The sequence below is a fragment of the Bacillus sp. FSL R5-0447 genome, from assembly GCF_038606125.1.
Taxonomy (GTDB): Bacteria; Bacillota; Bacilli; order Bacillales; family Bacillaceae; genus Bacillus; species Bacillus velezensis.
The window spans coordinates 1,113,983-1,139,500 of the sequence record NZ_CP152012.1; the positions used below are offsets into that span (position 1 = coordinate 1,113,983).

Annotated in this window: 27 protein-coding genes and 1 pseudogene; 16 read left to right on the plus strand and 12 right to left on the minus strand. The window is 47.2% G+C overall.

The features are described 5' to 3' along the window. Nucleotides 1-22 precede the first annotated feature (22 nt). Entirely contained in the window at nucleotides 23-208 is a 186-nt protein-coding gene (locus NYE68_RS05785; RefSeq protein WP_003155259.1) for a YhzD family protein, read from the minus strand. 105 nt (nucleotides 209-313) lie between these two features. On the opposite strand from NYE68_RS05785, the gene NYE68_RS05790 reads away from it, so the two are divergent. The 6 genes from NYE68_RS05790 (at nucleotide 314) to NYE68_RS05815 (ending at nucleotide 8,035) form a co-directional block, all read left to right on the plus strand. Further along, nucleotides 314-1,210, plus strand: coding sequence for an ABC transporter ATP-binding protein (locus NYE68_RS05790; protein ID WP_007409231.1), 897 nt, complete (start codon nucleotides 314-316; stop codon nucleotides 1,208-1,210). Beyond that, nucleotides 1,203-2,462 (plus strand): ABC transporter permease, encoded by a 1,260-nt coding sequence (locus NYE68_RS05795; RefSeq protein WP_025284501.1) that lies wholly within the window; start codon nucleotides 1,203-1,205, stop codon nucleotides 2,460-2,462. The genes NYE68_RS05790 and NYE68_RS05795 overlap by 8 nt, the downstream gene beginning before the upstream one ends. A gap of 110 nt (nucleotides 2,463-2,572) precedes the next feature. Further along, nucleotides 2,573-3,796 carry a DNA repair exonuclease gene (locus NYE68_RS05800; protein ID WP_324635977.1) on the plus strand — a complete coding sequence of 408 codons (1,224 nt, stop codon included), beginning with the start codon at nucleotides 2,573-2,575 and terminating at the stop codon, nucleotides 3,794-3,796. After that, entirely contained in the window at nucleotides 3,793-6,675 is a 2,883-nt protein-coding gene (locus NYE68_RS05805) for an AAA family ATPase (protein ID WP_324635976.1), read from the plus strand. Before NYE68_RS05800 ends, NYE68_RS05805 begins: the two co-directional genes overlap by 4 nt. A 73-nt stretch (nucleotides 6,676-6,748) precedes the next feature. Continuing rightward, nucleotides 6,749-7,693, plus strand: a complete 945-nt coding sequence (gene yhaM, locus NYE68_RS05810; RefSeq protein ID WP_012117206.1) for a 3'-5' exoribonuclease YhaM — start codon at nucleotides 6,749-6,751, stop codon at nucleotides 7,691-7,693. Nucleotides 7,694-7,807: 114 nt separating this feature from the next. Then, entirely contained in the window at nucleotides 7,808-8,035 is a 228-nt protein-coding gene (locus NYE68_RS05815) for a sporulation YhaL family protein (protein ID WP_012117207.1), read from the plus strand. A gap of 38 nt (nucleotides 8,036-8,073) precedes the next feature. Here the strand turns inward: NYE68_RS05815 and NYE68_RS05820 are convergent, their stop codons facing one another. Beyond that, a complete protein-coding gene (locus NYE68_RS05820; RefSeq protein WP_324635974.1) occupies nucleotides 8,074-8,925 on the minus strand; it encodes a peptidylprolyl isomerase in 852 nt (283 codons plus the stop codon). Between the two features lie 158 nt (nucleotides 8,926-9,083). Between NYE68_RS05820 and yhzE1 the strand changes: the two genes are divergently transcribed. Both yhzE1 and yhzE2 read left to right on the plus strand, forming a co-directional pair. Beyond that, on the plus strand, nucleotides 9,084-9,170 hold the full coding sequence (gene yhzE1, locus NYE68_RS05825; protein ID WP_017417375.1) for a sporulation protein YhzE1: 87 nt from the start codon (nucleotides 9,084-9,086) through the stop codon (nucleotides 9,168-9,170). Between the two features lie 124 nt (nucleotides 9,171-9,294). Continuing rightward, on the plus strand, nucleotides 9,295-9,381 hold the full coding sequence (gene yhzE2 / locus NYE68_RS05830) for a sporulation protein YhzE2 (protein ID WP_003155248.1): 87 nt from the start codon (nucleotides 9,295-9,297) through the stop codon (nucleotides 9,379-9,381). 57 nt (nucleotides 9,382-9,438) lie between these two features. Here yhzE2 and NYE68_RS05835 read toward each other — a convergent pair whose 3' ends face one another. Further along, complete coding sequence (locus NYE68_RS05835) at nucleotides 9,439-9,657, minus strand: hypothetical protein (RefSeq protein ID WP_003155245.1); 219 nt, start codon at nucleotides 9,655-9,657, stop codon at nucleotides 9,439-9,441. A 60-nt stretch (nucleotides 9,658-9,717) separates the two neighbouring features. Beyond that, a complete protein-coding gene (locus tag NYE68_RS05840; protein WP_007409225.1) occupies nucleotides 9,718-10,248 on the minus strand; it encodes a DUF3267 domain-containing protein in 531 nt (176 codons plus the stop codon). Between the two features lie 210 nt (nucleotides 10,249-10,458). Here NYE68_RS05840 and NYE68_RS05845 point away from each other — a divergent pair, with 210 nt between their 5' ends. Then, on the plus strand, nucleotides 10,459-10,800 hold the full coding sequence (locus NYE68_RS05845; RefSeq protein WP_003155243.1) for a YhaI family protein: 342 nt from the start codon (nucleotides 10,459-10,461) through the stop codon (nucleotides 10,798-10,800). On the opposite strand, the gene NYE68_RS05850 is transcribed toward NYE68_RS05845, so the two are convergent. Next, nucleotides 10,797-11,408, minus strand: coding sequence for an HTH-type transcriptional regulator Hpr (locus NYE68_RS05850; RefSeq protein WP_021494928.1), 612 nt, complete (start codon nucleotides 11,406-11,408; stop codon nucleotides 10,797-10,799). The genes NYE68_RS05845 and NYE68_RS05850 overlap by 4 nt on opposite strands. A gap of 179 nt (nucleotides 11,409-11,587) precedes the next feature. Next, nucleotides 11,588-11,944 (minus strand): YtxH domain-containing protein, encoded by a 357-nt coding sequence (locus NYE68_RS05855; RefSeq protein WP_014417330.1) that lies wholly within the window; start codon nucleotides 11,942-11,944, stop codon nucleotides 11,588-11,590. A gap of 116 nt (nucleotides 11,945-12,060) precedes the next feature. Between NYE68_RS05855 and NYE68_RS05860 the strand changes: the two genes are divergently transcribed. Further along, nucleotides 12,061-12,252, plus strand: coding sequence for a hypothetical protein (locus tag NYE68_RS05860; RefSeq protein ID WP_007409223.1), 192 nt, complete (start codon nucleotides 12,061-12,063; stop codon nucleotides 12,250-12,252). Between the two features lie 57 nt (nucleotides 12,253-12,309). On the opposite strand, the gene NYE68_RS05865 is transcribed toward NYE68_RS05860, so the two are convergent. From NYE68_RS05865 to NYE68_RS05875, 3 genes are all read right to left on the minus strand, one after another. Beyond that, a complete protein-coding gene (locus NYE68_RS05865; RefSeq protein WP_003155234.1) occupies nucleotides 12,310-12,828 on the minus strand; it encodes a tryptophan transporter in 519 nt (172 codons plus the stop codon). Nucleotides 12,829-12,948: 120 nt separating this feature from the next. After that, nucleotides 12,949-14,028 carry a 3-phosphoserine/phosphohydroxythreonine transaminase gene (gene serC / locus NYE68_RS05870; protein WP_022553600.1) on the minus strand — a complete coding sequence of 360 codons (1,080 nt, stop codon included), beginning with the start codon at nucleotides 14,026-14,028 and terminating at the stop codon, nucleotides 12,949-12,951. A gap of 136 nt (nucleotides 14,029-14,164) precedes the next feature. Next, nucleotides 14,165-14,602, minus strand: a complete 438-nt coding sequence (locus tag NYE68_RS05875) for an HIT family protein (protein WP_021494930.1) — start codon at nucleotides 14,600-14,602, stop codon at nucleotides 14,165-14,167. A gap of 490 nt (nucleotides 14,603-15,092) precedes the next feature. On the opposite strand from NYE68_RS05875, the gene NYE68_RS05880 reads away from it, so the two are divergent. Genes NYE68_RS05880 through NYE68_RS05890 form a run of 3 tightly spaced genes read left to right on the plus strand, consistent with a single transcriptional unit; the run spans nucleotide 15,093 to nucleotide 17,802 of the window. After that, the gene (locus NYE68_RS05880) at nucleotides 15,093-15,836 is read left to right on the plus strand and encodes an ABC transporter ATP-binding protein (protein WP_254003645.1); all 744 of its coding nucleotides are present in this window, start codon (nucleotides 15,093-15,095) and stop codon (nucleotides 15,834-15,836) included. Further along, on the plus strand, nucleotides 15,829-17,055 hold the full coding sequence (locus tag NYE68_RS05885) for an ABC transporter permease (RefSeq protein ID WP_007409219.1): 1,227 nt from the start codon (nucleotides 15,829-15,831) through the stop codon (nucleotides 17,053-17,055). Before NYE68_RS05880 ends, NYE68_RS05885 begins: the two co-directional genes overlap by 8 nt. 42 nt (nucleotides 17,056-17,097) lie before the next feature. Further along, nucleotides 17,098-17,802 carry an EcsC family protein gene (locus tag NYE68_RS05890; protein ID WP_020955586.1) on the plus strand — a complete coding sequence of 235 codons (705 nt, stop codon included), beginning with the start codon at nucleotides 17,098-17,100 and terminating at the stop codon, nucleotides 17,800-17,802. 22 nt (nucleotides 17,803-17,824) lie between these two features. Here the strand turns inward: NYE68_RS05890 and NYE68_RS05895 are convergent. The 3 genes and pseudogenes from NYE68_RS05895 to hmoB all read right to left on the minus strand — a co-directional run bounded on the left by NYE68_RS05895 (nucleotide 17,825) and on the right by hmoB (nucleotide 21,046). Continuing rightward, nucleotides 17,825-18,974 (minus strand): annotated as a pseudogene (locus tag NYE68_RS05895) (amidohydrolase). Nucleotides 18,975-19,042: 68 nt separating this feature from the next. Beyond that, complete coding sequence (locus NYE68_RS05900) at nucleotides 19,043-20,428, minus strand: hypothetical protein (RefSeq protein WP_254003647.1); 1,386 nt, start codon at nucleotides 20,426-20,428, stop codon at nucleotides 19,043-19,045. A gap of 117 nt (nucleotides 20,429-20,545) precedes the next feature. Continuing rightward, entirely contained in the window at nucleotides 20,546-21,046 is a 501-nt protein-coding gene (gene hmoB, locus NYE68_RS05905; RefSeq protein ID WP_017417382.1) for a heme-degrading oxygenase HmoB, read from the minus strand. A gap of 122 nt (nucleotides 21,047-21,168) precedes the next feature. Here hmoB and NYE68_RS05910 point away from each other — a divergent pair, with 122 nt between their 5' ends. The 3 genes from NYE68_RS05910 (at nucleotide 21,169) to hemH (ending at nucleotide 25,506) form a co-directional block, all read left to right on the plus strand. Further along, the gene (locus NYE68_RS05910) at nucleotides 21,169-23,310 is read left to right on the plus strand and encodes a PBP1A family penicillin-binding protein (protein WP_254003648.1); all 2,142 of its coding nucleotides are present in this window, start codon (nucleotides 21,169-21,171) and stop codon (nucleotides 23,308-23,310) included. A 123-nt stretch (nucleotides 23,311-23,433) separates the two neighbouring features. Continuing rightward, entirely contained in the window at nucleotides 23,434-24,495 is a 1,062-nt protein-coding gene (gene hemE, locus NYE68_RS05915; RefSeq protein WP_014417339.1) for a uroporphyrinogen decarboxylase, read from the plus strand. Nucleotides 24,496-24,570: 75 nt separating this feature from the next. Further along, complete coding sequence (hemH, locus tag NYE68_RS05920; protein WP_003155221.1) at nucleotides 24,571-25,506, plus strand: ferrochelatase; 936 nt, start codon at nucleotides 24,571-24,573, stop codon at nucleotides 25,504-25,506. The last annotated feature ends 12 nt before the right edge of the window (nucleotides 25,507-25,518 follow it).

The following is a 25,518-nucleotide window of genomic DNA, read 5'->3' on the forward strand; positions in this document are numbered from 1 at the left end:
TACAGAAGCCGGAAAGCTTCTGTTATCTGTGGAATAAAATCAGCTTTCCGGCTTCATTTACCAAGCGATGAGTACTGTTCTCAAGTTTTTTTTCCTTTAACAAAGCCTCTCCGGCGGCCTTCGCCTCCGCCTCATTATCCGCTTCGATCCGTTCATCCAGCAGCGTTTCTCCCGACGCATGGAATGCGGTCAATACATATTGTCCCATCATGTCACCCCCTTTATAGAATGATATTCTGATAAAGAATTTAAAATCCTCCATTAATTTTTACCCATTATTAGTATATAATGGGTCAAGGAAGGAGTTGGATTCGTGCTTACAATTGAAAACGTAACGAAAACATTCGGCAGCTTTACCGCTGTTGACAATTTGAACCTGCAAATACCTGAAAGGGAAATGTTCGGGCTTCTCGGCGCAAACGGCGCGGGAAAAACGACGACCTTTCGGATGATTTTAGGTCTTTTAAGCCTGACTGACGGGCATATCACCTGGAAAGGGCAGCCGGTCAATTATTCCATCAGTGAAAAAATCGGCTATCTCCCGGAAGAGCGGGGGCTGTATCCGAAAGTGAAGGTGAGTGACCAGCTTGTCTATTTGGCGAGATTAAAAGGAATGGGCAAAAAAGAGGCGGAAAAAGAGCTCATGACATGGCTCGAGCGGTTTGGCATTACAGATTACAAGAATAAGAAAGTCGAAGAGCTGTCTAAAGGAAACCAGCAGAAAATCCAGTTCATTTCGGCCGTCCTGCATAAGCCTGAACTGCTGATTCTCGATGAACCTTTCAGCGGTCTTGATCCGGTGAATGTCGAGCTGCTGAAAGAAGCGGTTATTTCTTTGAAAAACAGCGGCGTTTCCATCGTTTTTTCAAGCCACCGAATGGAGCATGTGGAAGAACTTTGTGAGAATTTGTGCATTCTCCAGAAGGGAAAACCCGTCGTTCAAGGCAATCTGAAAGACATTAAGCGGTCTTTCGGCAAAAAAAATGTCACCGTTCATTCAGATGATGACCTCAGCTTTTTAAAAACGCATGAAGGTGTCGTGAAATGGAAGGAAACAAATGACGGGATCAGACTGCAGGTCGCGAATGAACCGGTTTCTCAGGATATTTTCCGGGCGCTGCAAGGGAAAGGTTTTATACGGAAGTTCGAATTGGAAGAGCCGTCACTGCATGATATTTTTATAGAAAAGGTGGGGGCCGTATATGAATAAATTTTGGATCATGCTGTTTCATACATATAAAAACAAAATCGCGACAAAGTCATTCATTATTTCGACCGCCATTACCGTTTTATTAGTATTAGCGGTGACCAATCTGCAATCGATTATATCCGTGTTTCAATCGGATGACGGCAAGCAGCAAATCGCGGTGATTGATGAAACGGGCGGGCTGTACCCGGCGTTTGCAAAACAGCTTAAAGCGGCGGATACAGACAATGATCTGCAGGCAATGGAGACGAAGGAGTCCGAAAAAGATGCCGTAAAGCGTGTCAAAGACGGTGAATGGGACGGACTGTTTATCATCAGACAAGATCAAAAAGGAACGATAACAGGAGCATACAAGGCGCTGACCATTTCCGATGAATCAGCGTATAAACTGCTCAAGCAGGCTTTAACCCAGACAAAAACCGCTGTTGAAACCGCCAAGCTCGGCATTTCGGCAGAAAAAGTCAGCAGCCTCTACACTCCGCCGGAAGTCAGCAAAGACGCGCTGGAAAAAGGGGCGAAATCTGAGGAAGAGCTCGGTCAGGTAATGGGGCTTGTATACATCATGCTGTTTGTCATCTACTTCTCAGTTATCATGTACGCAAGCATGATTGCGATGGAAGTGGCGACGGAAAAATCGTCCCGCGTCATGGAAATTTTAATTTCAAGCATGCCGCCGATTCAGCAGATGTTTGCCAAACTGTTCGGTATCGCGCTCGTGGGGATCACACAGTTTGCGGTGCTGATTGCGGCTGGTTATCTCTCACTGAAGCTGAACCCTCAAAATGATGCGTCGTCGCCGATCAGTGCATTTCTCAATTTTAAGGATGTTCCCGTCTCGACGATAGTCTATGCCGTCATTTTCTATTTGCTCGGCTATTTTCTTTACGCGACGCTTGCCGCGTTTCTCGGCAGTGTTGTCAGCCGGATAGAGGACGTACAGCAGACGATTCAGCCGATGGTTTTTTTAGTCGTGGCAGGTTTTATGATCGCCATGTTCGGCATCGGCAATCCTGACGCCGGTTTTATTACCGTTACATCTTACATTCCGTTTTTTACGCCGATGATTATGTTTTTACGCGTCGGGATGCTCGATATCCCGTTTTGGCAGGCTGCGGCCGGAATCGCCCTGACACTGCTCACTATCGTGATCTTTGCGGCGGTCGGCGCGAAAATTTACAAAGGCGGCGTTTTGATTTACGGAAACGCCAGCGGATTCAAAGCGATCAAACAAGCGCTGCGCATCTCCAAAAAATAAGTGAAACAGCCCGGAACAGCCGGGCTGTTTTTTTATTTTACAGAACGTGCATTCGTATAAAAACGGTGCTAAAATAAGGGTAATTCAATTTGCAGAAAGGGGAGGGCGAGATGGCTGATCTGACGTTTATTCATGCCGCTGACCTGCATCTGGACAGCCCGTTTTACGGCATTTCGAATCTGCCTGAACCGGTATATGCGCGTATTAAAGAAAGCACATTTCACAGCGTCCGCCGCTTGACGGACGGGGCACTCCGGGAGCAGGCAGATTTCGTGCTGCTTTCGGGGGATCTGTTTGACGAAGCCAACAGAAGTTTAAAAGCCCAGCTGTTTTTGAGAAAACAGTTTGCGAGATTACAGGAAGCGGATATCCAAGTGTTCGTCATATTCGGCAACCATGATCATTTGGGCGGTAAGTGGACGCCGATTGAATGGCCGGAAAATGTACATACATTCACCTCGGATACACCGGAGGAAAAATCTTTCTTTAAAAACGGAGAGCTTGCGGCAAGCATATACGGATGCAGCTATCAGGAAAGAAGCGTAACGGTCAATCAGGCGGCCCGTTACCGGAAAATGACCGGCGCGCCTTATCATATCGGCATGCTCCACGGCATGTTATCAGGAGCGGAAGGGCATGACCCGTACTGCCCGTTTACGAAAGAAGACCTTGAAAAAAGCGGCATGGATTACTGGGCGCTCGGACACATTCATAAACGGCAGGTTCTGTCCGCCCGGCATCCCGCCGCCATTTACCCCGGGAATATTCAAGCCCGGCATTTAAAAGAAACCGGGCCTAAGGGATATTATCTCGTCCGGGCGGCAAACGGTGAGATGTCTTGGGAATTCAAAGAAGCGCATGATGTGTTATGGGAGGAAATTGATCTTGATATCTCCGGAGCTGAACATATGACTTCACTTCTGAAAGCCGCATCGGATACATTCTCCGGCTTGCGCGCGGCGGGCCGCCCGGCATGTGTCAGGCTGGTGCTTCGCGGCGCAGCGCCCCGCTTTTGGACGGAGGCGCCCGCAGGCATCGCGGAGGAGCTTCTTTCCGCTTTACAGGAGGAAGAGGCCGAAGAGGAATGTTTCGTCTGGCCGCTTGCGCTTGAGGATCGGACGGATGAAACAGACACCGTGCCGCCCGATCCGTTTTTTAAAGGGCTCCTTCAGGACATAGAACAATGCGCGGACATGAGCGGTGTATTTGAAGCCCTTGAGCGTCATCCCGTATACCGGCGTCAGATGGCTTCATTTACAGATGAAGAGATACTGGATATTAAGCGGCAGGCTCAAGCCGTTTTAAGACGCCAAATGAAGGAGCTTCAGCGATGAAAATAACGGCGATGCATATTTACCAATACGGAAAATTTTCCGACCGAAGTTTTCAGTTGTCAGATTCTCCCGTGCAAGTGATCTACGGGTTAAATGAAGCGGGTAAAACGACATTGATGTCCTTTATCAAAAGCGTGCTGTTCGGTTTTCCGAAATCAAAAAAATACGAACCGAAAAACGGCGGGGTTTACGGCGGCACTGTGGAATTGAAGCATGGCGATCACGGCGCTGTCAAAATCGAACGGACAAAAGGCGCTGCCGAAAAAGTCAGAGTGTATACGGCTTCAGGCGAAATCAAGGACGGAGAATGTCTCAAACAGCTTCTTTCCGATACAGATCGGGCGCTGTACGAAGCGATCTATTCGTTCGATGTATTCGGACTGCAGGAGATTCAAGCTTTTAACCGGGATAAAATCGGCGAGTTTCTCCTGTATTCGAGCTTATTCGGGTCAGAAGCGGCGGCAAAGCTTGACGGGCGACTGGCAAAAGAACTTGACAGGATGTATAAGCCGAACGGGCGGAACCCCCGCTTAAATCAGGAGTTGGATACATTAAAGCGGCTCAGCGCCCAGCTGAAAAAGGCGGAAGCTGCGGAAGCGGGCTATCACAGCCTTCTGGAAGAGAAAAAAAGCGCCGGCGGCCGTTTGCAGGATGCCGAAGCACGATTGAAAGACATAACTGAAGAAATCAAAACAGTAAAATCAGCGATAGAAGCAAAGCCGCTCGCAGACAAAAAAACAGCCTTGGAAAGCGAACTTTCTTCTTATCCGGAAGCATTGAAGCAATTCCCGAAGGACGGAATGCATCAGCTTGAAAAATACGAATCGCATCTCCATCCGAAAGCGGCCCGTCTTGAGGGGCTTCGGGCAAAATCGGCTGAACTCAGGCGGCAGGCTGATCTGCTCGCTCCAAATGAGGACTTGCTGCAAAAAGAGCGGCAGCTGCAGGAGCTTTCCGGCGAGCAGCATATGTATGAATCGCGCGGCGAACAGCTTGCAGCCATCCAATCACAGATCCGGCAGACATCTGCCCGCGTTTCGTCAGGATTGCAGCAGCTCGGAAGACATGAGGAAGACGGCATTCTTTCACTGAACACCGATTATGAATATGAATGGCGGCTGCAGGAAGCCGTGCAGAGCGCCGGACAGGCTAGAGAAAGAAAGACACAGCTTGATGCGATTTTCGAACAAGCGCGGCTGGAGCTGGAAGAAGCCGAACGAAAACATGCCGTGACGGCGGAAAACATTTTGGACCCCGCTGTCAGGAAAGAAAAAGAAGCCGCTTTACAATCATATAAGCAAACGGCTGATACAGAAGGAAACGAATGGCAGGCACATGTTCAGCATCTGGAAAAACAGCGCGCCAAACAAAAAAAGCTCTTTCTCGGTGCGGGCATTCTGTTCATTGCGATTTTCGCTATGTTAAAGGAATGGCTGCCCGCCGCCCTTTTTACCGGTGCTCTGCTGCTGTATATGCTGTCCGGCATGCAAAAACCGCTGCCGTCAGAAAGAGGAGGGCCCGGACACAAGAAAAAGAAGCCGGCGATCTCTAAAGAAACGGCTGATCTTCTGCAGGAAGAGCTTTGGCGTGACGGCCGGCACCGGCAGCAGCTGATTGCGGATCAAGCCGTGCTTGAACAGAAAGAAGCGGCATATGAAAGAGTCATCCGCCAATATGAAGAATGGGAGGCCGAAATGGCGCCGTCTGAAAAACAGGCGGAACTTTTTATGAATGAACTGGGGTTTTCAGGAAGTCCTTCCCATCTTCTTGACGCATATCATGTAATGAAAGATGTCAAAAAAGAAATCCTTAACAAGCATGAGCTGACCATTGAAGCGGGCAGGCTGCAAAAGCTGCAAAGAGCATTTGAGGACCGGGTCAAAAAGCTGAGTCCTTCAGACGGAAGGGAGCTGTCCGTAAAAGAAAGACTGCACGTTTTGCTGGCGCAGGCGGAACGGGCCCGTGAGGAAGCAAAACGAAAACAGGCGCTCGAAACGGATCTGCTGCATGCACAAGAGCAAATGCGTGAATTAAATGAAGAAGTTCATTACTACGAACAGCAGGTCAAACAGCTTTTCATGGCGGCAGGCGCAAAAAACCGCGAACACTTTTGTGAACTCGCCAGGCTGACTGAAAGCCGCCGGGAAACAGAGCGGCAGCTGCGCGAAATCAAAACGCACTTGTCCGGCATAGGCGGAAAACAGCTGGAGCCGTACATGAGCCGCACAGTGTCCGAACTTGAACATACAGTCGTTCAGAAGGAAACAGAGAAAAAAACGCTTGAGGAAAAAAGCGCCCAGCTCCGTGAGCAAACCGCTTTATTAACGGTGAAGCAAGAGCAGCTGGAGTCCTCGGGGCTTGTATCCGATTTAAAACAGCAGACAGAAATGCAGAAGGAGCGCGTGAAAAAAACCGCTAAAGAGTGGGCCGCATTACAGACGGTCAGACACATTATCAGGGAAAAAATGGAGCGGCATAAAAAAGTGACGCTTCCCCGTCTGTTAGAAACCGCCGGTGCATTATACGGACCGCTTACGGACGGACGCTATCACAAATTGTATTTTTCCGAGGCTGATGATTCCATTATGGTCATGCGGAAAGACGGAACGGTGTTTTCTGCTGGCGAACTGTCACAGGCGGCATGCGAGCAGCTTTATGCGGCGATTCGTTTTGCCCTTGCGTCAGAGAGGGAATCTGCGTTATCACTGCCGTTTTTACTTGATGACAGTTTTGTCCATTTTGACAGGCAGCGGCTGCAGCGGCTGTTTGATGTGCTGAATCAGCTTTCAGAAGGCGGGCGGCAGATACTTTATTTCACCTGCCATGAGCATGTCAGCCGGTCTTTTCACAGCGGACAAGTCATGCGGCTCCTGTCATAAAAGAGTTTATTTTCAAAAAAGAGGTATGTGCTATACTGGTATTATGTAAGATATGGAGGGAGCTTTTAATAGAATGGCAAAAGGTATTATGCTGCACGAGGTCGGCGAGCAGGTCGATCAATACTTTCTGATTAAATCTTCGACTAAGGGAATCGCAAGCAACGGAAAACCATTCCTGACGTTAATGCTGCAGGACCAATCGGGAGATATCGAAGCGAAGCTGTGGGATGCCAAGCCGACTGATGAAACAACATACGCGGCGCAGACGATCGTGAAGGTAATCGGAGATGTCCATCACTATCGCGGACGAAATCAACTTAAGCTGAGAAACATCCGGCCGGCCGGCGAGAACGAAAATGTCAGCATTGATGATTTTCTGGAAACGGCGCCGATTCCGAAAAACGAAATGATGGAAACCGTCACTCAATACATTTTTGAAATGAAAAATCCAAACATCCAGCGGATCACAAGACATCTGGTCAAAAAATATGCGGCTGAGTTTATGGATTACCCGGCTGCGGCTAAAAACCACCATGAGTTCGTCTCCGGGCTCGCGTATCATGTAGTGTCCATGCTCAACCTGGCAAAAGCGATTGCCGATCTGTATCCGTCTCTTGACCGGGATTTACTGTATGCCGGAGTCATTCTGCATGATCTCGGCAAAGTAAAAGAGCTTTCAGGCCCCGTCTCCACGACGTACACCGTGGAAGGGAATCTGCTCGGGCACATTTCGATCATGGTGACAGAGCTTTCTAAAGCAGCCGAAGAGCTTCAGATTGACGCTGAAGAAGTGCTGATTCTGAAGCATTTGATTTTAAGCCATCACGGAAAAGCGGAATGGGGAAGCCCGAAACCGCCGATGGTGAAAGAAGCGGAAATTCTTCACTACATTGACAATCTGGATGCAAAAATGATCATGATGGACAGAGCGCTGGAACGGGTGAAGCCGGGCGAATACACAGAGCGTGTATTTGCGCTTGAAAACCGTTCTTTCTACAAACCGACTTTCCATCAATAAGATAAAAAGGCCGATTCTCTATGATCGGTCTTTTTTACGTTCAGCTCTCATAACTTGTCTTTATCAAGCATAGCTTAGAATAAAGACTCTGGGTGAAAAAGGGAGGAAACCGACGTGCTATTTTTTCCTTGGTGGGTATACCTTTGCATTATCGGAATTATTTTCAGCGCTTATAAGCTTTTCACAACAGCTAAAGAAGAGGAAAAGCTTGACCAGTCGTTTATTGAAAAAGAAGGAAGGGTGTATATTGAACGGATGGAACAGGAACGCGAGCGCCGTATGGCGGCGCCCGCAAGTGAAAACGGGGATGCGGAAGAAAACTCCAATCATTCCATCGCATAAAAAAACTGTGCGGCTCGCCGAGAGCCCGCACAGTTTTTTTATTTAGATTCAGAAGAAGTTGAAGTGTTAAACGTGTCTTTTAAGTCTTTGTCTTCCACTTTTACGTCAGCTTTTTTCATGACTTTTTGAATTGCCGCCTGTACAGCTGAGTTGTCGTTTAATTTCTGTTTAAGAACTTCTTCTTTCAGTTCTTTTTTCATGTCATCATATTTGCCGCGTTCTTCTGTCTTTTTGATGATATGATAACCGAATTTTGTTTTGACCGGATCGCTGACTTGTCCGACTTTCAGGCCGAATGCAGCTTTGCTGAATGTTTCATCCATTGACTTTTTATCGAACCAGCCAAGGTCGCCGCCGTTGTCTTTTGATGTGTCAGTTGAGTATTCTTTCGCAAGCGTTTCAAACTTCTCGCCTTTTTTCAGCTTTTTCTCCACTTCGTCAGCTGTCTTTTTGTCAGCGACAAGGATGTGGCTCGCGCGGATTTTACCTTTTAAGCCGTCGTAATATTCTTTCGTATCGGAGTCAGTCACTTTGATGTTGTCTTTCGCCGCTTTTTGTGCAAGCAGTTCGTACTTCACCTGATCTTTCAGGTAATCTTCGCCGTACTGCTGTTTAAGGGCGCTGTACTGATCGCCGAGCTGCGTTTTGTACTCTTTCAGCTTGTTATCGATTTCTTTATCCGTTACTTTGTATTTTTTTGCTAATACTTTTTCTTGTACGAGCTGTGTCAGCACACTTGCACCCGCGGTTTTTTTCATGTTCGTGTAGAGCTCGCCTTTTGTTACATTTCCGGCATCTGTCTTGGCGATTACGTCGTTGTCGCCGCTGCTGCAAGCGCTGAGAGCCAGGACGCTCGTTGCCGTAATAGCTGCTATCGCGATTTTCTTCATTCCTTTAAACACTCCTAATCATCCAAATTAAATTGCATATGCGTATCATAACATATTGTGGCTTTCTGTAAAAAGATTTTAAATAAAGGGCATTCGTCTAGTCAAACTTTTTCCTGATACATACAAATATATTGATCATGAAAAGGAGGTAATGAACCATGGGCGGAGGATATTCAAACGGTTTCGCACTGCTCGTAGTACTGTTCATATTGCTTATCATCGTAGGTGCAGCTTACATTTGCTAAGCGAAACGGATCGCTTTTTCTAAAAGCGGTCCGTTTTCTTACCCGGGCGCCTAAGCGTTTCAGAAGTAAATTGCATATGATGTAATTGGAAAAATAAAACGTTTTGTAGGAGGTGCTTTTGGAGATGGGTGAAGTATTTGCAGGCGGTTTTGCATTATTGGTTGTTCTGTTCATCTTATTGATCATCATCGGCGCTTCTTGGCTTTATTAAGAAAAAAATATGGCTGTCGGGGGGTCAGACCTCCGTCAGCCATATTTTTTTGCCTGTTTACACAGTAAAGGAGATCTCGACGAATGAAGAGATCAGTAAAATTAAAATAGATACATTAATAAAACGGAATACCTTATCCTGCCGGTCTTCAGGAATCTCTCTGACAAGGCATAATGTATTTGTGAGCCTGTTTATGAAATAAAGAATAAACAGGGCAGCCACGATAAAATAGAATAAAATGATGGGAGATTCCCCCTCTCTCTGAACTGCTCCCATATTACATTACCAAATATTTATTAAAAAAGATAGAATGTAACCTGAAAAATCAGCGGGACATCAAGACTCCGGCACTTTTTTCACTAAAATATCAAAACCGTCGGATTCCTGGTCAATCAGACATGATTTGGGCGCTTTGACCAGATGGAGCGCAAACAGAAGATCAGGCAGGCAATACCCCGCATGAATGCTCGAAATCATATAAAAGTAATGAGCGTGTCTCGGAAATGCCAGTCCGGCATAAAACAATAACGGCGTAATGAATAAAAACGGGCTGATCGTAGAAATCAGCATCGTCGTTTTCGGTATGCCTTTCCATGTCGGCATCCGCAAGAAGTACATTTTCATTTCCTTTTTTCTTTTTTTACAGATCATCGGCAGGACATGTATGACTTTATGTACAAATAAAGTAACAACGAGCAGAACACAAAAAGCAAACACGTGCCCGTCACTTAAACTGATATTCGGACGCAGCAGCCCGAATGCCAAGAAGTTGCATATAAAAAACAGGATCATAAAACCTACAGCAGTCAATAATAAACGAACCGCACCATAATCTTTGATCAGATTAATGGTTTTCCAGCAATTCATCAGAGTCATCCTTCCGTACAAAGATGGAATACAATCTCAAAATAATTTACTCTCTTCAGGAGAAAAAATCAATCCTTTTTTAAAGAAAAAAATAAACCTGGAAAGAGAAGAACAGAAGAGCTCGGTGAAACATGGAAATGTACGGTTTAACCTTTCTTCTCCATTCATTATCAGCTAAAATAAGATTAAAGATAGAAAGAAGTGAAACGGATGGATTCAATGGATCAGCGTATCGGGCGTTTAGAATATTACATACAATTGCTGGTGAAAACGGTGGATATGGATAAGTACCCTTTTTATGCGATGATGATTGAAAAAGGGCTGACCGAAGAAGAAGGAGAAGAGGTCGGGCGGATCTGCCGCGAATTGGAGGACGAGCTGGAGTCGCAAAAAGCGCAAGGCTTTGTGACGTTTGACAAGCTCCTTGCGCTTTTTGCGGGACAGCTGAACGAAAAATTAGATGTTCATGAAACGATTTTTGCTTTGTATGAGCAGGGGCTTTATACAGCGCTGATGGAAGAGTTTATTGAGATTATGAAGCACTTTGATTAACTGTTGATCGGTTCCAGCTCTTCAGCCGTTTCATGGACAGCCGATTCGTCCGTTTTTTTCTTCAGCCTTCCGTCTTCACTTTCAAAATCATTGTTTATGTTTGTCAATGATTTCTCGAATATCTCCATAAAATCTTCGCCGTAAATGTGGCGGATGACACAGGTTAATTCTTCAACCTCAGGAAACTTCCCGAATAAGTGGTAGATCGGCTGTGAGCCTTTAAACACCGCGTTCCTCGACGGATCAAACTCCTCAAGCAGGCTTTCGAATACATTTTCCCCTTCATCAGTTAACTGAATGTACGTGTTCCGTTTATCATTCAGCCGCTTGGAAAATTTCAGATATCCCCGTTCTTCAAGCTTTTTTGAAAAGTTAAATGCAGTTGATACGTGCATAACGCCGAATTTGGCGATTTCTGAAATAGAAGCTCCTTTAAGCTGATAGGCAATCCATAATATATGATGCTCATTAATATTAAGGTCGTAGGGCTTCAGCCAATTCTGCCAGTCTTTCTCGATAGATTTCCAGAGCGCTTTGGACAGCTGCGCCATTTTTTGGGTATAGATTAAAGCTTCTTTTAGATCGTAAGGCGGTTCAACACGATTCAATACAGATCACCTGCTTCACATTTTCTTTTCCTCTATTATGCCAATAAAATAAAGATTAATAAAGATGAAAATTTAAGAATTTTATAATAAATTCTTAATCCTTTGCTGGGAAAGGCTTTAAACCGCAAAAAAAAGTGCGGAACGCAATAGGTCCGCACTTTTTTTGGTTGTATAGGATATTAGTTTTGTAAGGTTTTCTCCAGCTGTCTGATTTTCTCTTCGATATCAGCGATTTCCTTTTGGAGATCCTGCTGGTGCGGCTTGATTTCCTCCTGCCACCTTTTAATGCTGGTCTGAAGCTCTCCGCCTACGTCTTTAATGACTTCTGCGCTTTCTTTCGCCGTTTGGACAAGCTGGTCCTTAAGCGCCATTCCGTCTTTTTTTAACCGTTTGATTGTGTCCTCAATTGAATTGCAATTCTCTTTGATTTTGCCCCGCAGCTCTTTTCCGGATGAAGGAGCCGAGAGTAACACCGCTGCGCCTCCGATCAATCCGCCTACGAAAAGGCCTGTTAAAAGGGAACGTCCGTCAGCCATTTGAATCACCCCGTTTTTTTTCTCATAACTTTTATCATTTTTGTTCAGAAGAATAAACTTCTATACATAGCTTGCTTTATTTTAGCATATTTTTTAAGGGAAAAGGAGGGAGAAGGTTGTCTGTCTTTATGATTGTTTTATCTTGTATGGCTCTTGTCTTTGCGGCGGGCGCCGTTTATTACCTGAAACTGCTCGGCCAGGCCGCTTCTTATCCGCCGAAGCGGGTCGTCCGCCAAAAGGCCATCGTCTGCTCAGCAGGAACCGCCCTCGCATTGTTCCTTATCTTTTTCACAAAACTTCTCGTATAAAACATGCTGAAACACATTAAAAAACCTCTTCCGGCCGGAAGAGGTTTCGGTATGCGGTTATTTCACCGTTTCAATCATATTGGACCGTTTTAAGATCGTTTGCACAATCGGATGCATAATGATAATGGCGATCGCGTTCAGCGCAGCCGCCGGAAGGACGACCGCGAGCACCAAGGCGGTGAATCCGCCCGGCAGGCCGACAATCAGAAGGGCCAGCGCCAAAAAGAGCAAACCGGAGATGAAGGTGCCGGCTATCGTAATGACGGCGGCGGCCGCTGTTTTCACGCTCTTTTTCACCAAAAGCGCCAGCGCGAGAAACAGAAACGCCGTTACCGGTTTTTCAATGATATTCGGAAGCTGTCCGCCCGGAAAAGATGTCGTGAGTGCGGAAATGATTCCCGTTACAATCCCGATCATCAGTACGTTCTGCACACGGGGGAATAACAGAATACCCATAAACATCATCACAAGCATCATATCGGGTTTCATTCCGAATAATACCGGCGGCATAATGGAATGAAGCACCGCTCCGATTGCCGCAAACAGGGCCATAATGACTAATTCTTTTGTTTTCATACTAAGCTCTCCTCTGCTAAGCTTTTTCGCCATCCAATAATATGCTCGTCATTTATTGCGATGGCCGGAAAAATTGATATGCAAACAGTATATCAAAGGAACCGTTATGTTAGAAGAAATTTATTCGTTTTCCTGCTGGAACTTTCTCATAAACTGAGCCAGTTTTTCACAATCAGCCAGGCTGACGGCGTTGTAGATAGACGCCCTGCAGCCTCCGACTGAGCGGTGGCCTCCGAGTCCGATCATTTTAGCCGCTTTCGCTTCTTCAACGAATTTTTTCGTGAGACTGCTGTCGCGGAGGGTGAACGTGACGTTCATGTGAGAACGGCTGTCTTTTGCGGCATGCCCCGCGTAAAACCCGCCGCTTGCGTCGATTGTGCCGTACAGGACATCGGCCTTTTCCTGATTGCGCCGTTCAGCCGCTTCGACACCGCCGTTTTCAGCCAGCCATTCAAGGACGAGGCTCAGCATATAAATCGCAAATGTAGGCGGCGTATTATACAGTGAATCGGCTTTTGTGTGAGTGGAGTATTTCAACATTTTAGGGACGTTGGCGTTTTCGTTTTCAAGCCATGATTTTTTCATGATGACGACCGTGACGCCGGATGGCCCGAGGTTTTTCTGGGCTCCGCCATAGATAACATCAAACGTTTTGACATCAATTTTTCTGCTCAGGATGTCGCTTGACATGTCGGCTACGAGCGGGATCGGTGAATTCGGGAACTCTTTCCACTGCGTTCCGAAAATCGTGTTGTTTGACGTAATATGCAGGTAGGCGCCGTCTTTGATTCCTGAGAGGTCCGCTTCCGGTATGTGGTTGTGGTTTGAATCTGCGCTTGTTGCCGTGACGGATGTGTTTCCGAACAGTTTCGCCTCGGCGAGTGCTTTTTCAGACCATGCGCCTGTTACGATGAAGTGCGCCGTTTTTTCCGGTGTTAAAAAGTTCATCGGCAGCATGGAGAATTGAAGGCTTGCGCCGCCTTGAAGAAATAAAATATCATAATCGTCGGGAATATCCATCAGTTCTTTCAGAAGGCTTTTGGCTTTTTGGTGCACCGCATCATATTCCGTGCTCCGGTGGGACAGCTCCATGACGGACATGCCGGTATCATTGAAGTTGACAAATTCTTTTTGTGCTTTTTGCAGCACATCCAGTGGAAGGGCTGCGGGTCCTGCATTGAAATTCGTTGTACGTTCCATGTTTACGATCTCTCCCTGTTTTCCGCTTTAGTGTAAGAAATAATACAATTATCCTATCACAATTTTTTGATTTTTTTGATATGAAAAAATATAATTTTATGTATTTTGTGTTTCCGGACGCAAAAAAACCTCATCTTTAAGATGAGGCAAGCCGTTTTCTGACGGTTGAAGCGATCTCCTGAAGATCGTCAGGCGTATAGTCTTCGGCGTGGGGCTTCCAGACAGCCCCGAAACCGTCGCCTTTTCCGTAACGCGGAATGATATGCATGTGAAAATGGAACACCGATTGGCCCGCTTTTTCACCGTTGTTATTGAGAATATTCAGCCCGATCGGCTCGAATTCATCGCGGATGGCGCGTGCGATTTTCGGCACCGCTTCAAAATATTCTTTAGAAAGCTCAGGCGTAAACTCGTACACGTTTTCGATATGTGTTTTCGGAATCACGAGCGTGTGGCCCTTTGTGACCTGGCTGATATCAAGAAACGCCGCGACGTGTTCATTTTCGTATACTTTTGAAGACGGAATGTCACCGGCAATGATTTTGCAGAAAATACAATCGTCCGCTTTGTGCATAGATGGGTTTCCTCCCTGAAAAGAAATATATGTATATTCTCATCGTACCACAAAAACGGCCAAAACAAAAAACAGGATGAACGGCTGCGCGTTCACCCTGATGCAGAAGTACGAGCTTTATCACAGAAAATTGAATATGCCTTTTGTAAGCACCTCATTTGTTTTTAAAATGAAGACTTATGGGTCTGCTTAATCATTCCTGGGACAAACACCTCATTTGATTATTTCATCATGAATGAAGAACATCATCAAAGCAGTGTGTGAAGAAATTGTAAGCACAGGACATGTTGATTTTCATCCAACTGTTCTAAGACGTCTTTTATAAACACCTCATTTTCAGTTGATTAAAGCTGTTTCCTTCTACATACATTATGATGTCCGCCAAAACGATAACTATGCACACTTTTCAAGTGAGAAAAAAAGGGAATCGTTTCAAATCAGACTTTATTTTTGGTACTATGAAGAAAAACGAATCAGAAGGGGAGAAATTATGTCTCTGCTATCGGTAAAAGACTTAACCGGCGGTTATACGAGAAACCCGGTCTTAAAAAATGTTTCATTCACCCTTGAGCCGAACCAGATTGTCGGACTCATCGGATTAAACGGCGCGGGCAAAAGCACGACGATCCGGCATATTATCGGATTAATGGACCCGCATAAAGGCTCGATCGAGCTGAACGGCAAGACGTTTTCGGAGGATAAGGAAAGCTACCGCTCGCAATTTACGTACATCCCCGAAGCGCCGGTGCTGTATGAAGAACTGACGCTTAAAGAGCATCTGGAGCTGACGGCCATGGCGTACGGCCTTTCCAAAGAAACGCTTGAAAAAAGGCTTCCTCCGCTTCTGAAAGAATTCAGAATGGAAAAAAGGCTGAAATGGTTTCCCGCTCACTTTTCCAAAGGGATGAAGCAGAAAGTCATGATCATGTGCGCGTTTCTCGCGGAGCCTTCGCTTTATATCATTGACGAGCCGTTTCTCGGCCTTGACCCGCTTGCGATCAATGCATTGCTGGAGCGGATGGACGCCGCGAAAAAAGCCGGATCAAGCGTGCTGATGTCAACGCATATCCTGGCTACGGCAGAGCGCTACTGTGACGCTTTCATTATTTTACATAACGGCGAAGTGCGGGCAAGCGGCACACTGGAAGAACTGAGAGAGCAGTTCGGCATGAAAGACGCAGCTCTTGATGACTTGTATATCGAACTGACGAAGGAAGACGCCGGCCATGAATAATATGTCTACGATTTGGCAGTCCCGGCTTGAAGAGCATATAAAGGAAACCAGAATGTATATGAAATATATGCTCAATGATCATCTCGTCATTGTGCTGATCTTTTTTATTGCCGGCGCGGCAAGCTGGTACAGCAAGTGGGTCAAAGACATTCCCGTTCATTTTCCGTCATTTTGGGTGATGGCGGTGCTCTTTTCATTTGTGCTGACCGGTTCATACGTCCGGACGCTGTTAAAGGAAGCGGACCTCGTGTTTCTGCTGCCGCTTGAACCGAAAATGGGGACATACTTTAAGCATTCATTTAAGTACAGCTATCTGTCACAGCTGTTTCCGCTTATTGCTCTGTCTCTTGTATGCATGCCTCTGTTTTTCGCTGTAAGTCCGGGGGCGTCGCTTGCGTCGTATGCCGCCGTATTTATTCAGATGCTGGCGGTAAAAGCGTGGAATCAGGCCATGGAGTGGCGGATGACGTTTATGAATGACAGAAGCATGAAAATGATGGATGCGGTTATACGCTTTATCTGCAATATGCTGCTTTTATACTTCGTCTTACAGTCGTTTTATGTGTACGCTGCCGCCGTCTACATTGTGATGGCCGGCCTTTATGTGTATTTCACATCGGCCGCAAAACATAAATCATTAAAATGGGAAGCTCACATTGAATATGAATTAAGAAGGAAGCAGCGGTTTTACAGAATCGCCAATCTGTTTACCGATGTGCCTCACCTGAAAAAACAGGCAAAACGCCGGGCGTATCTCGACTTTTTGCTCAGAATGATTCCGTTCGAACAGCGGAAAACGTTCTCCTATATGTATGCGCGGGCCTTTCTGCGTTCAAATGATTATCTAGGCATTCAGGTCAGGCTCACGATTATTTTTATCCTGATTATTATGCTCGTTTCCGCCAATCCGTGGATAACGGCGGCGTTAACCGTATTTACCGTCTTTATTACGGGAATACAGCTTCTGCCGCTGTTCGGGCATTTTCATCATCTTTCTCTGCAGGAGCTTTACCCGGTCAATCAGAAAGCGAAGCTGCAAAGTTTCTTTTCGCTGATGAAATCGGCATTAACCGTGCAGGCGCTGCTGTTCTGTGCAGCGTCAGCCTATGCCGCGGGAGTCAGCGGGGCGCTGTATGCGGCTGTTGCTTCAGCCGTTCTGATTTTTGTGATCATGCCTTCGTATATGGGCGGAAGATTGAAAAAGTACGGCAAGCTGTAATCAATCGGGTTTTTGAAACCTCAATGAAAGAAGGAGACACAGATGACCGACGATCAGCAGCTGATACAGGAAGCACTGCAATGGAAAGCGCGTTTTTTACGCAAAGATTCTATGCTTGAACGCTTTTCTAAAGGAATGCAGGCGAAAATAAATGAGCGGATTCCTGATAAAATTCATGCCGTCATCACAGAAAGCATTAAAAAAATGACCGAAGCAACAATGGCGGGTTCAAATCTGGTGAAAAGCAAGCGGGATACAAACGGTATGACGCTTGCTGAAAAAGATGCCCTCGCCAGACAAACCATCGCATCGTACCAAAAGGTCGCGGCAGCCGAAGGGATCGGTACGGGGGCCGGCGGAATTTTTTTAGGGATGGCTGATTTTCCTTTGCTGTTATCCATTAAAATGAAATGTCTGTTCGATCTTGCCTCTATTTACGGCTATGATGTGAAAGACAGGGATGAACGATTGTTTTTGCTGTTTATTTTTCAGCTGGCTTTCTCAAGCGGTGAACAGCGGAAACGCATATACTCAATGATTGAACAGTGGGATTCGAAAAAGCATGATGTCGATTGGAGAGTTTTTCAGCAGGAATACCGCGATTATCTGGACGTGGTGAAATTGTTTCAGCTTTTGCCGGTCGTCGGAGCCGCCGTGGGCGGAGCGGCCAATTATAAACTGCTGTCACAGCTCGGTGAGACGGCAAGGCACGTTTTTCATTTAAGAATCACAGCAGCCGGTACGTAATGTACCGGCTGTTTTTTATGCCCTATCGGGGGTAGCTCACCGCGGCGCCGATAAGCACTTTGGCGGCCGTCAGCATCGCTTTTTCATTAAAATCAAATTTCGGATGATGATGAGGATAAATGGTTTCCGCGTTTTCTAAAGCGGCGCCCGTAAAGAAAAATGCGCCTTTTGTATGCTGCAGATAATAGGAAAAATCCTCTCCGGCCATCTGCGGCCCTCCTTCAATGACTTTCGTAACGCCGTCTGTTTCCTTTGCGGCGGCCGCCGCGTGCGCCGCTTCCTCGGGATGATTGACGACGGCGGGATAACCGCGCTTGAAACGATATTCATAGGAAGCGGAGTGCATGGAACAGATTCCTTTTACGACGGCTTCTATTTCTGCTTCGAGCAGGCTGCGCACACTTTCGTCAAACGAGCGGACGGTGCCTGATATGACTGCCTGATCGGCAATCGCATTAAACGGATTTTCAGCGGTGAACGAGCCGGCTGACGATATGCTGAAGAGCCGTGACGATTTGTGAGCCGATTAAAACGGCGTCCTTTGTATCGTGAGGAATCGCGCCGTGGCCGCCTTTGCCGATGACTTTAATCGTAAAGCCGTCAGCGGCGGCCATTACTGCGCCCGGGCGGCATAAGACCGTCCCGACGGGTTCAGTGGCCCAAAGGTGAGTGCCGAAAATGGCATCGACATGCTCGAGGCACCCATCCTCAATCATTGCTTTTGCTCCGCCGGGAGATAATTCCTCGGCGTGCTGGTGGATCATCACAAATGACCCTTTCAGTTTTTCCCGGTTGCAGTACAGCACTTTTCCAACCGCGAGCAGAGCCGCCGTATGGCCGTCATGCCCGCAGGCGTGCATGACGCCGGGAATTTGTGAAGCATAGGGCACATCTTTTTCATCCTGTATCGGCAAAGCGTCAAAATCAGCTCTGAGTGCCACGGCCGGTCCCGGTTCGCTCCCTTCAATATAGGCTGTGACACCGTTGCCCCCGACATTCGTCCGGATGGGAACGCCGAGCTTTTCATAAAATGAGGCGATGAACGCCGGTGTTTTTTTCTCCTTAAAGGATGGCTCGGGATTCATGTGAAGGTGACGCCTGATTTCAACCATTTCCTCATACAGCCCGTCAAGCTGAGCGTTTAAGCTTTTTTGAAGTGTCGTTAACGTCAAAAGCGATGCCCCCTCGTCTGCTTTTCCCATGATTGTATAGAAAATGTCAGAAGATTTCAATCCTTTTGCTACGGGAGAATGATGATGGCGGCGATCGTTGTGACGACTAGCCCGGCCGCAACCGGGATAAAGTTTTTTCTGGCAAGCTCAAACGGATCAACTTTACAAATAGCCGCAGCGGGGATCAGTGCCCAAGGGACCAATGTTCCGCCCCCGACCCAGATCGCTGAAATCTGGCCCAGCGCCGTTAAAACGGCCGGGTCCGTATGAAGCGCGGCGGAAAACAGCTTTGCCATCGAGCCTGCAAGAGATATACCGGAAAACCCTGACCCGTCGAGCCCGGTAATCGCACCGACTGCGGTCAGGGCGATGCCGGCGAATTCTCCGGACATCGGAAAAGAATGGGACAGGGCCAATCCGAGGTCATTGACGATCCCCGCAGATCCTTTCGGCAGCGGGGTGTTCAAAATACTTTTAAACCCCGCGTCACCGAGATAAAAGAAGGCCGCGATCGGAATGACGGGGCCGAATACTTTAAAGCCGAATTGAAAACCGCCGATAAAATACTCGGTGATCTTTTCTAAATGCCGCTCTTTATATACAATGAAATGAATGATCAGGAGAATGCCGATCGCGGTTCCTCCGACGAGTGCCGTCGCCTCGTTTCCCTGCAGACGGTATACGATCATGCAGATAATATCGGCGAGAAAAACAAGCGGAATGAAAACCGCCAGGATCACCCTGAGTTTTTTCGGCAGGTACATACTTGTGTCCAAAGAACCGGAGCTGTCCAAGGAGAGGGGGGTCTTCGTTTTTTTTCGATCCCGCATGATGAGGAAGAAAGCGGTGATTGTCGTCGTTAACCCCATGATCAAAACGAGCGGAATACTTGCCTGCATGACATCGCCCACGGGAATGCCCGCGGCATCGGCCGTTAATTTCGGGGCCGCCTGAATGACGTAATCCCCAGATAAAGCGAATCCGTGGCCGAACAGGTTCATCGCCATAGCCGCGGCGATCGGAGAAAGGCCCGCCCGGATCGCTGCGGGAAGCAGCACAGCGCCGATCAGCGCCACCCCGGGTGACGGCCAGAAAAAAAGAGAGATGGCAAACATCAGACAGCCGATAACCCAATACGCGACAGCCGGCCCTTTCATCAGCTTTGCAAACGGAGAAATCATCGCTTCATTAATACCGGTTTCGGTCAAGAGGCCGCTCATCGCCACGATAAAACAAATGATAAAAATCGTCGGCAGCAATTCTCCGGCGGCATACGTGAAGCTGTGAAACAGGCTGCTGACCGAAGCGGAGAATGAATGCGTCGTCCATAGCGCAATCACAAAAATGCCGGCGAGTGAAATAAAGGTTGTATCTTTCCTGAGGAGCATAAAAACGATAATGGCCGCGATAAAAGCAACATAAAGCAGATGTACCGAGTAGACGCCGATCCCCAATTGAACCACTCCGTTTATAAATAGGATTGCTACAGGGTATTCATAGGCGGGCGGAAGGTGCAAGAACGAAGCGTAAAATCGGGACATTAAAAAAGCCGGAGAATCTCCGGCGGTTTTTTAGTCTATTGCGTAATAAGCGGTTACATAAGACGGCCGGGAGAAAATAGACGTCGTGTCGATGCCGGCAGATGTTCCGCGTTTTTTATGAGCTTCCTGATAAGAGTTTGACTGCTGCCAGTCCTGAAAGGCTTTTTCCTCTTCCCACAGGGTCAAAATGACATACGTATCGCCTTCGAGCGGTCTTAATACGCGGATGGCTTGAAAACCGGGTTCATTTTCCACTTTGCCGGCGCGGTTTTTAAACCGGTTTTCAAACAGCGGACGGCCTTCCTGGGTAACGGCGATGTTGTTGAGGACGGCGTAGCCCGGATTTTTGATTTCCCCGACGCTGTCGATGCTTTCATAGGAATGGGGCGCCTGAAAAACGGTTTCTCCATTTGTTTCATGAATTAAAACCGCATTATCCTCACCTTGCATCAGCACCATATTCTCACTCGGGTGTTTCTTTGCAATCGTCTTTAAAAAATCGGCTGTCCCGTATGTAATATAAACCTTCATATCAGCCACCTCCTGCTTGCTAGTATATCAAAAGAGTGGTATAAGTTTCTATTGGCGACTCATTCTGACATAATTCGAAACAATATTTCCCATACTACAAGTTAAGAAAGGCGAGGTGACTTATGCTGAAAAAGAAAAAAAGATTCTTTATTCCGGCTGTAATTGCGGCGGCAACCGCTTTTCTCGCGTTAATCGGATACATTATCATTATATTTCTCGGCCATTATGTCATCGATGAAAAGAAATTAATACTGCACGCATCTTCAAAAATCGTCGATCAAAACGGTGATGAAATCGCGAGCCTCTATACGGAAAATCGCGAGCCGGTATCCATTCAGCAGGTTCCGGAAGATGTGAGAGATGCCTTTATCGCCGTTGAAGATAAACGGTTTTACGAACATCACGGCATTGATGTGAAGTCTGTCGGCCGGGCGGTGTTCCGGGATGTTTTAGCAGGCGGCAAGGTGGAAGGCGGAAGCACGATCACCCAGCAGCTGGCGAAAAACATTTTTCTGACTCATGATAAAACATTTTTGCGCAAGACGAAGGAAGTCATTATCGCCATCAATCTTGAGCGTGATTACAGCAAGGACAAGCTGCTTGAAATGTACCTGAACCAGCTTTATTTCGGCCATGGCGTTTACGGCATTCAAGCCGCGTCCCACTACTACTTTAATAAAGAAGTAAAAGATTTAACCGTTGCGGAAGGAGCCGTTCTGGCAGCGATTCCGAAGGCGCCATCTCTTTATTCGCCGATTCAGCATCCGGATAAAAATAAAGAACGCCGCGATACGATTCTTGCAATGATGAACGACCAAGGCTATATCAGCGCCAAGGAAGCCGTCAGAGCCCAGGGCCGGACATTGGGGCTTAATGTCAAGAAAACATCAGAAACGCCTTGGTTTGACAGTTATATCGATCTTGTCATCAAGGAGGCGGAATCCCGTTATTCGATGTCGGGTGAACAGCTGCTTCAAGGCGGCTATACGATCCGGACGTCACTTGATTCCAAGCTGCAGAAAACGGCATACACCCTCATGAAGGAAAGCGGCTATTTTCCGGGGACGGATCAAGCGGCAGAGGGAAGCGCCGTCTTTATTGATAATAAAACCGGAGGCGTGCGCGCGGCGGTCGGCGGACGCGACTACGTGACAAAAGGATACAACAGGGTTACGGCGAAGCGGCAGCCGGGCTCAACGTTTAAGCCGATTGCCGTATACGGTCCCGCCATGCAGGAAGACAAGTTCAAACCGTATTCGCTTCTCCAAGACAAACTCACGTCCTACGACGGGTATGAACCGAAAAATTATGACGGACAGTACAAGGGGGAAGTGACGATGCAGGATGCGATCACTTACAGCATAAATGCGCCCGCTGTCTGGACATTGAAGCAGATCGGCGTAGATACGGGAAAATCGTATCTTGAGAAAAACGGTATAAACATTTCTGACAACGGACTCGCGATTGCGCTGGGCGGTCTGTCTGAAGGCGTCACCCCGCTTCAGCTTGCCGGAGCTTATCATACCTTTGCGGCAAGCGGAATGTATACGAAGCCATTTTTTATAGAGAAAATCACGGACGAAGACGGAGAAACGTTGTCCGGGCCTAAAAACGGCAAAACGCGCGTCTTCAGCGGACAGACGGCATGGAATATGACGAGAATGCTTCAGCAGGTCGTAAAAGAAGGAACCGCTTCACAAGGCAGCTATCAAGGTGACCTGGCGGGGAAAACCGGCACGACCACATTTACCGGCGTCCCCGGCGCGACAAAGGACGCCTGGTTTGCGGGATACACTCCCGGACTGACGGGAGCCGTCTGGATGGGCTATGACAAAACGGATAAAACCCATTACCTGAAAGGCGGAAGCCAATACCCGGTCAGACTCTTTAAAGATATCGTTACAAAAGCGGGGGAAAACGGCCGGACATTCAAAAAGCCTGAAAATGTGAAGGAACTGGGCAGCCCGATTGAGCTGGAGGCGGTAAAGTCCCTGTCGGCCCGTTATACATTTAAGGCGATGGGACTGATTACGGTTCAATTAAAATGGGATATTCAAAAGGATGATCGGGTTGTTTACCGAATATATGAGAAGAAAGACGGAAAAGACAAGCTTCTGGATTCGGTGAAAGGAAAAGGCAGCTTTGACATACCGTACGCCAATCTGTTTTCAGGGGCTTCATACAAAGTCGTTCCATATAATTCACAGACGGATCAAGAAGGAGAGGGAACGGAATACGTTCAGCCGAAGCTTTTTTCTTCTTAATCATGAATTCGGCGATTTTTTGAACATTAAGCCTCAATTCTATACGCTTTTGAAAAAACAAGGTATAGTGTAATGGGCGAAGAACACGAACGTATGGTTGCAGGAGGAAAGGTGGAAATTCAGATGAGTAAACGAGAAGCGTTTAATGATACGTTTTTAAAAGCGGCACGGGGAGAAAAGACAAATCACGTCCCTGTCTGGTACATGAGACAGGCGGGGAGGTCGCAGCCGGAATACCGCAAGCTGAAGGAAAAGTACGGCTTAGTCGAAATTACGCATCAGCCCGAGCTGTGCGCGTATGTGACGAGGCTCCCGGTCGAGCAGTACGGAGTGGACGCTGCCATTTTATATAAAGACATTATGACGCCGCTTCCTTATATCGGAGTGGATGTTGAAATAAAAAACGGAATCGGCCCGGTGATCGATCAGCCGGTGCGCTCTGCTGCGGATATTGAAAAGCTCGGCGAACTGAATCCCGAACAGGATGTTCCTTACGTGCTGGAAACGATCCGATTACTCGTAAACGAACAGCTGAATGTTCCGCTCATCGGTTTTTCGGGAGCGCCTTTTACGCTGGCCAGTTATATGATTGAAGGCGGGCCTTCTAAAAATTACAACAAAACAAAAGCGTTTATGCACAGTATGCCGCAAGCGTGGCAAATGCTGATGGACAAGCTCGCGGACATGATTATCGTTTATGCAAAAGCGCAGATTAACGCCGGCGCAAAAGCCATTCAGATTTTTGATTCATGGGTCGGCGCGCTGAACCGCGAAGATTACCGGCAGTTTATAAAACCGGTGATGGACAGAATTTTCCGGGAGCTTTCTGCAGAGCAAGTTCCGCTGATCATGTTCGGCGTAGGCGCAAGCCATCTGGCCGGGGATTGGCATGACCTTCCTCTTGATGTCGTCGGTCTTGATTGGAGACTCGGCATAGATGACGCCAGAAAACAAGGCATTACAAAAACGGTTCAGGGCAATCTTGATCCGTCGCTTCTTCTTGCGCCTTGGGAAGTCATCGAGAAAAAAGCGAAAGCGATACTTGATCAAGGCATGAAAGCGGACGGGTTTATTTTCAATTTAGGGCACGGCGTATTCCCTGATGTCAATCCGGAAACGCTGAAAAAGCTGACGGCGTTTGTACATGAATATTCCGCTGCCAAAAAAACGGAACAATCTTCCTGAGCAGATCGTTGGTTATAAGTAGATTTTCCTGTCAAAATCAAGGTAGACAGACCATCAAAAGAGGTGTTTAACAAAATGAGCAGCAAAAAGAAAATGGGACTTCTTGTCATGGCTTACGGAACGCCTTACAAAGAAGAGGACATAGAACGTTATTATACGCATATCAGACGCGGAAGAAAGCCGGAGCCTCATATGCTTCAAGATTTAAAAGACAGATATGAAGCGATCGGAGGCATTTCTCCGCTGGCGAAAATCACGCAGGAGCAGGCGGAGAAGCTCGCACAGCGTTTAAATGAAATCCAGGATGATGTAACATTCAAAGTGTATATCGGATTAAAACATATTGAACCGTTTATTGAAGACGCGGTGGCGGACATGCATAAAGACGGCATTACAGAAGCTGTCAGCCTTGTGCTCGCCCCTCATTTTTCAACATTCAGCGTCCAGTCATACAACAAACGCGCGAAAGAAGAAGCGGAGAAGCTCGGCGGCTTGACCATCAAGTCCGTTGAAAGCTGGTATGATGAACCGAAATTCGTTGATTATTGGGTCGGCCAGGTGAAGAAAACGTATGAATCAATGCCGAAAGAAGAACGGGATGACGCGATGCTGATCGTCTCAGCGCACAGCCTTCCTGAAAAAATTAAAGAATACGGCGATCCGTATCCTGACCAGCTGGAGGAATCCGCAAAACTGATTGCCGAAGGCGCCGGAATTACCGATTACGCAGTCGGCTGGCAAAGCGAAGGGAACACCCCTGATCCGTGGCTCGGGCCGGATGTGCAGGATCTTACGCGCGAGCTGTATCAAAAGCATCCTTATAAAGCATTTGTATACGTGCCCGCAGGCTTCGTTGCCGATCATTTAGAGGTGCTTTACGATAATGATTATGAATGCAAAGCTGTGACTGAAGAAGTCGGCGCAAGCTACTATCGTCCGGCCATGCCGAACGCACAGCCTGAATTTATCGACGCGCTTGCAGCGGTCGTGCTGAAAGAGCTGGACAAGTAGAATTAAACGGTA

Excerpts from the sequence above, each read along its gene's own strand:
- NYE68_RS05840 (WP_007409225.1), bottom strand. The coding sequence starts at position 10,248 with ATGAATTGCTGGAAAACCATTAATCTGATCAAAGATTATGGTGCGGTT.
- NYE68_RS05890 (WP_020955586.1), top strand. The coding sequence starts at position 17,098 with ATGACCGACGATCAGCAGCTGATACAGGAAGCACTGCAATGGAAAGCG.
- serC (WP_022553600.1), bottom strand. The coding sequence starts at position 14,028 with ATGGAACGTACAACGAATTTCAATGCAGGACCCGCAGCCCTTCCACTG.
- NYE68_RS05805 (WP_324635976.1), top strand. The coding sequence starts at position 3,793 with ATGAAAATAACGGCGATGCATATTTACCAATACGGAAAATTTTCCGAC.
- NYE68_RS05910 (WP_254003648.1), top strand. The coding sequence starts at position 21,169 with ATGCTGAAAAAGAAAAAAAGATTCTTTATTCCGGCTGTAATTGCGGCG.
- NYE68_RS05875 (WP_021494930.1), bottom strand. The coding sequence starts at position 14,602 with ATGCACAAAGCGGACGATTGTATTTTCTGCAAAATCATTGCCGGTGAC.
- NYE68_RS05835 (WP_003155245.1), bottom strand. The coding sequence starts at position 9,657 with ATGGGAGCAGTTCAGAGAGAGGGGGAATCTCCCATCATTTTATTCTAT.
- NYE68_RS05845 (WP_003155243.1), top strand. The coding sequence starts at position 10,459 with ATGGATTCAATGGATCAGCGTATCGGGCGTTTAGAATATTACATACAA.
- NYE68_RS05855 (WP_014417330.1), bottom strand. The coding sequence starts at position 11,944 with ATGGCTGACGGACGTTCCCTTTTAACAGGCCTTTTCGTAGGCGGATTG.
- yhzE2 (WP_003155248.1), top strand. The coding sequence starts at position 9,295 with ATGGGTGAAGTATTTGCAGGCGGTTTTGCATTATTGGTTGTTCTGTTC.
- yhaM (WP_012117206.1), top strand. The coding sequence starts at position 6,749 with ATGGCAAAAGGTATTATGCTGCACGAGGTCGGCGAGCAGGTCGATCAA.
- NYE68_RS05800 (WP_324635977.1), top strand. The coding sequence starts at position 2,573 with ATGGCTGATCTGACGTTTATTCATGCCGCTGACCTGCATCTGGACAGC.
- hemE (WP_014417339.1), top strand. The coding sequence starts at position 23,434 with ATGAGTAAACGAGAAGCGTTTAATGATACGTTTTTAAAAGCGGCACGG.
- NYE68_RS05880 (WP_254003645.1), top strand. The coding sequence starts at position 15,093 with ATGTCTCTGCTATCGGTAAAAGACTTAACCGGCGGTTATACGAGAAAC.
- yhzE1 (WP_017417375.1), top strand. The coding sequence starts at position 9,084 with ATGGGCGGAGGATATTCAAACGGTTTCGCACTGCTCGTAGTACTGTTC.
- hemH (WP_003155221.1), top strand. The coding sequence starts at position 24,571 with ATGAGCAGCAAAAAGAAAATGGGACTTCTTGTCATGGCTTACGGAACG.
- NYE68_RS05865 (WP_003155234.1), bottom strand. The coding sequence starts at position 12,828 with ATGAAAACAAAAGAATTAGTCATTATGGCCCTGTTTGCGGCAATCGGA.
- NYE68_RS05795 (WP_025284501.1), top strand. The coding sequence starts at position 1,203 with ATGAATAAATTTTGGATCATGCTGTTTCATACATATAAAAACAAAATC.
- NYE68_RS05785 (WP_003155259.1), bottom strand. The coding sequence starts at position 208 with ATGGGACAATATGTATTGACCGCATTCCATGCGTCGGGAGAAACGCTG.
- NYE68_RS05885 (WP_007409219.1), top strand. The coding sequence starts at position 15,829 with ATGAATAATATGTCTACGATTTGGCAGTCCCGGCTTGAAGAGCATATA.
- NYE68_RS05820 (WP_324635974.1), bottom strand. The coding sequence starts at position 8,925 with ATGAAGAAAATCGCGATAGCAGCTATTACGGCAACGAGCGTCCTGGCT.
- hmoB (WP_017417382.1), bottom strand. The coding sequence starts at position 21,046 with ATGAAGGTTTATATTACATACGGGACAGCCGATTTTTTAAAGACGATT.